The 4,338-nt window shown below is 35.2% G+C and carries 3 protein-coding genes; all 3 read right to left on the reverse strand.

The genetic code is table 11. The annotated features are described in order from the left end of the window. Window positions 1–66: 66 nt before the first annotated feature. Genes I4U58_RS12835 through I4U58_RS12845 form a run of 3 tightly spaced genes read right to left on the reverse strand, consistent with a single transcriptional unit; the run spans window position 67 to window position 4,261 of the window. Window positions 67–1,815 (reverse strand): NADH-dependent [FeFe] hydrogenase, group A6, encoded by a 1,749-nt coding sequence (locus I4U58_RS12835; RefSeq protein WP_195931738.1) that lies wholly within the window; start codon window positions 1,813–1,815, stop codon window positions 67–69. Between the two features lie 46 nt (window positions 1,816–1,861). Further along, the gene (locus I4U58_RS12840) at window positions 1,862–3,748 is read right to left on the reverse strand and encodes an NADH-quinone oxidoreductase subunit NuoF (protein WP_195931739.1); all 1,887 of its coding nucleotides are present in this window, start codon (window positions 3,746–3,748) and stop codon (window positions 1,862–1,864) included. Window positions 3,749–3,760: 12 nt separating this feature from the next. Continuing rightward, the gene (locus tag I4U58_RS12845) at window positions 3,761–4,261 is read right to left on the reverse strand and encodes an NAD(P)H-dependent oxidoreductase subunit E (protein WP_195931740.1); all 501 of its coding nucleotides are present in this window, start codon (window positions 4,259–4,261) and stop codon (window positions 3,761–3,763) included. Window positions 4,262–4,338 lie beyond the last annotated feature (77 nt).

Here is a 4,338-nt window from a genome sequence, read left to right on the forward strand (position 1 = left end):
TAAAAGAGCTTCACAGCTTAAATATGAAAAATGTATCATTCCAAGTTGATTTTAAAGAAATAGCATTTAATCAAAATAATGTGTGTGTAGATATTTATGAGCGTTGTGACCTCCTATATCTCCTAAAAATTCATCATATAGTTTTTTAATATCTTCATTTTCATGAGATTTACGTTGAGGTTTATTTTTATCTATAGTATACAGTCCTGCTCCTCTTGCTTTGACTTTTTCGTAGTCGCCATTTGTAAACGGTTGTCCTCCCCCATTTACACATCCACCAGGACAAGCCATAATCTCTATTATGTCGTATTTAGGTTTTCTTCCTGATTTTATATCATCTCTCAACTCGTCCATCAATTTTCTAGCACATCCTAAAGAAGACGCAGCAACAACATTTATATCTGTACCAGCTACATTTATAGTAGCCTCTTTTATTCCATCAAATCCTCTCACTGCTTTAAATTCTATAGCATCATCTGCTAATTCTTCTTTTGTGACAAAAGTATATGCAGTTCTAAGTGCAGCTTCTAGTACACCTCCTGTAACACCGAATATATCAGCAGCACCAGTTGAATATCCAAGCGGACTGTCGAAGTTTTCTTCGTCTAAGTTTTCCAAATCTATACCTGCTGATTTTATCATTCTAGCAAGCTCTCTAACAGTAAGAGATAAATCAGTATCTAATATGTTGCTTTGAGATAATTCTTTTCTTTTTACTTCGTATTTTTTAGCTACACAAGGCATTATAGATACAACGCTTACTTCATCAGGCTTTTTATCTAAAACTTTGTCTGCAAAATAATATCTAGCTACTGGTGAGAACATACTTTGTGGTGATCTACAAGTTGATAAATATTTAGTCAAATCTGGATATTGATTTTCACAGAAGTTTACCCACGCTGGACAACATGAAGTCATTATAGGCAAGTCACCGCCTTTTGTAAGTCTATTTACAAATTCGTTTGCCTCTTCCATTATTGTAAGGTCGGCTGCGAAGTTTGTATCAAATACATAGTCAAATCCCAATTCTTTAAGTGCAGCTACGACTTTGCCAGTAGATATTGTACCAGGTCTTAAATCAAATTCCTCGCTTATACCAACTCTGACAGCTGGGGCGATTTGGACCATAACTGGTTTATCTTTTTGTGCAATCAACTTCCACGCCTCGTCTGTGTTGTCTTTTTCAAGTAATGCACCTGTTGGACATACATTTATACATTGACCACAGAATGTGCATTCAGTTTTTGCTAAATCTGTTTCAAAGAATGTCCCGATTTCTGTAGAAAATCCTCTATTAATTCCTGATAATACTCCTACAGTTTGGACTTTATTACACATTGTCTCACATCTTCTGCACAAGATACATTTGTCGTTGTCTCTCATTATAGAAAAAGAGCTGTAGTCTTTAGATTTTTCTAATCTCTCACCTTCAAATTTTATCTTCTTAATTCCAAGTTGAACTGCTATATCTTGAAGTCCACAATTTCCGCATTTTGTACAAGTGTAGCAGTCTTGTGGATGGTCAGATAATAAAAGTTCGACTACACCTTTTCTAAATTCAATTATTTCAGGTGTATTAGTTTGTACCTTCATTCCCTCTTTTGCTAGTGTTGCACATGATGGCACCAATCTTCCATCTGCATTTACTAGACAGACACGACATGATGCACAGCTATTGTCAAATCCTATATCATCTATATGTAAATAACATAAGTTAGGTATTTTTACATTTACTTTTTTTGCCGCCTCTAAAATATTAGTCCCCTCTTCAACAGCAACAGCTTTTCCATTTATAGTTAAATTAATTAAACTCATTAATAGATTCCTCCTTTAAAAACTCGGTATATGCGATATTTGTGAATTACTCTTTTATTATTGCGCCTTTTCTACATTTTTCCATACAAGCCCCGCATTTCAAGCACTTAGTAGTATTGATTGTGTGTTTTTGTTTCTTTTCACCAGTGATTGCTTCTGCTGGACAGTTTTTCTTACATAATCCGCATCCGATACAATCGTCAGTTATTACGAAGTTTAACATAGCGCTACATTTAGCTGCTGGACATTTTTTATCCTTAACGTGAGCTAAATATTCATCATAGAAACAATTTAATGTACTAAGTACTGGGTTTGGAGCACATTTACCAAGACCACATAAAGAAGTATTTTTTATTATTGTAGCTAATGATTTTAAATTAACTAAGTCCTCTTCTGTACCGTTACCTCTGCATATTTTATTTAATATTTCAAGCAATCTTCTATTTCCTATACGACATGGAGTACATTTTCCACATGATTCATCAACAGTAAATTCTAAGAAGAATTTAGATATATCGACCATACAGTCGGTTTCGTCTAAAACTAACATACCACCAGAACCCATCATAGAGCCTATTGATGCTAGCGATTTGAAATCTATTGGAGTGTCTAGGTCTTTTGCTGATATACATCCCCCAGATGGACCACCAGTTTGAACAGCTTTAAATTCTTTTCCTCCTGGTATTCCTCCACCTATTTCGTATACGATTTCTCTTAAAGTAGTCCCCATCGGTACTTCAACAAGACCTACGTTGTTTACTTTTCCACCTAAGGCGAAAACTTTTGTTCCTTTTGAATCTTCTGTACCGAATGATGAGAACCACTCAGCACCTTTATTTATTATTGCAGGTATGTTGCCAAACGTTTCCACGTTGTTTACAGTAGTTGGAGCTTGCCATAGACCATGTTCAGTTGGAAAGTATTTATTTACGATTGGCTCACCACGATTACCTTCTATTGATTTGATAAGTGCTGTACCTTCACCACAGACAAATGCACCAGCACCGTATTTTAATTCTATTTTGAAGTTAAATCCACTTCCCAATATATCCTCACCCAAAACGCCTGCCTCTTCTGCTTGGGCTATTGCTATTTTTAATCTCTCTATTGCTAGTGGATACTCTGCTCTTATGTATATATATCCAATATCAGAGTCTGTTGCATATCCGGCAATCGCCATAGCCTCAAGTACGCTGTGTGGGTCGCCTTCAAGAAGTGATCTATCCATAAATGCACCTGGGTCGCCCTCATCTGCATTACAGACAATATACTTATGTCCGTTTAATCTTTTGTTTTCGGCAGCTGCTGCCCATTTTAATCCTGTTGGGAATCCTGCTCCCCCACGCCCTCTAAGGCCTGATTTTTTCATTTCGTCTATTACTTGTTGTGGAGTCATTTCTTCTAGACATTTAGCAAGTGCTAAATAACCGTCGTTTGCTATATATTCTGAGATGTCTTCTGGGTTTATATGACCGCAGTTTCTTAATGCAATACGAAGTTGTTTTTTATAGAATTGCATATCTTCGTGTTTTTGAACTTTTTTATAATCAAGTGCAGGTTCTTCAAATAATAATCTTTCTACTACTTCATTTCTACCTATATGACTTTCAACTATTTCTTTTGCGTCATCTGGTTTTACATGAACGTAAAATACATTGTCAGGATATACTTTAACGATTGGACCCATTGCACAAAATCCAAAACATCCTGTCAAATGTACCATTGCGTGGTCTTCAAGCCCCGCATTTTTTATTTCTTCTTTTAGATTTTCTATAATAAGTAAACTCTCTGAAGAGGTACATCCCGTACCTCCACAGACTAGTATATCTCTTTTATCTGGTATAGCATCTGTATGGTTTTCTCTTAAATCGAGAATTGGTTTATATTTTTTTACAGCATCTTTTAACTCTGCTATCGTATTTAATTTTTTCATCAAAAGCACCCCCTAACAGCTTAATTCTAAATTTCTATAATTATCTAGTATTTTTGAAACATCATCTACAGTTGCTTGTCCGTAAACTTTTCCGTTTACAACTACAACTGGTGCAAGCCCACAAGCACCTACACATCTTAAACCTTCAAGTGTAAATTTAAGATCTTCAGTAGTTTCACCAGCTTTAATTCCTAATTGTTTTTCAAATTCAGCCATTACTTTATCTGAGCCTTTGACGAAACAGACAGTACCAAGACAGACGCTTATCTTGTATTCTCCAATTGGATTTGTTGAGAAGTAAGAATAAAAACTAACAACGCCATATACCTTAGAAGGTGATACTCCTAATTTTTCAGCTATATGGAGTTGAACTTCTTTTGGAAGATAACCAAATATCCCTTGAGCCTCTTTAAGCACAAATATCAATGCACTCTCATCAGCTACTTCTAATGAATTTATTAAATTATCTAATTCATCAAATAATTTCCTATTTTGTTCAACAAAATTGCACATAAAAATCCCCCTTTAAAAATAACCTTTGTTTTAAGCTTCTGCGCTTGCTTTCTTATTAGCATCTAAACGTCTTGGAT

This window comes from Clostridium sp. 1001270J_160509_D11 (genome assembly GCF_015667935.1).
Classification (GTDB): Bacteria; Bacillota; Clostridia; order Peptostreptococcales; family Peptostreptococcaceae; genus Intestinibacter.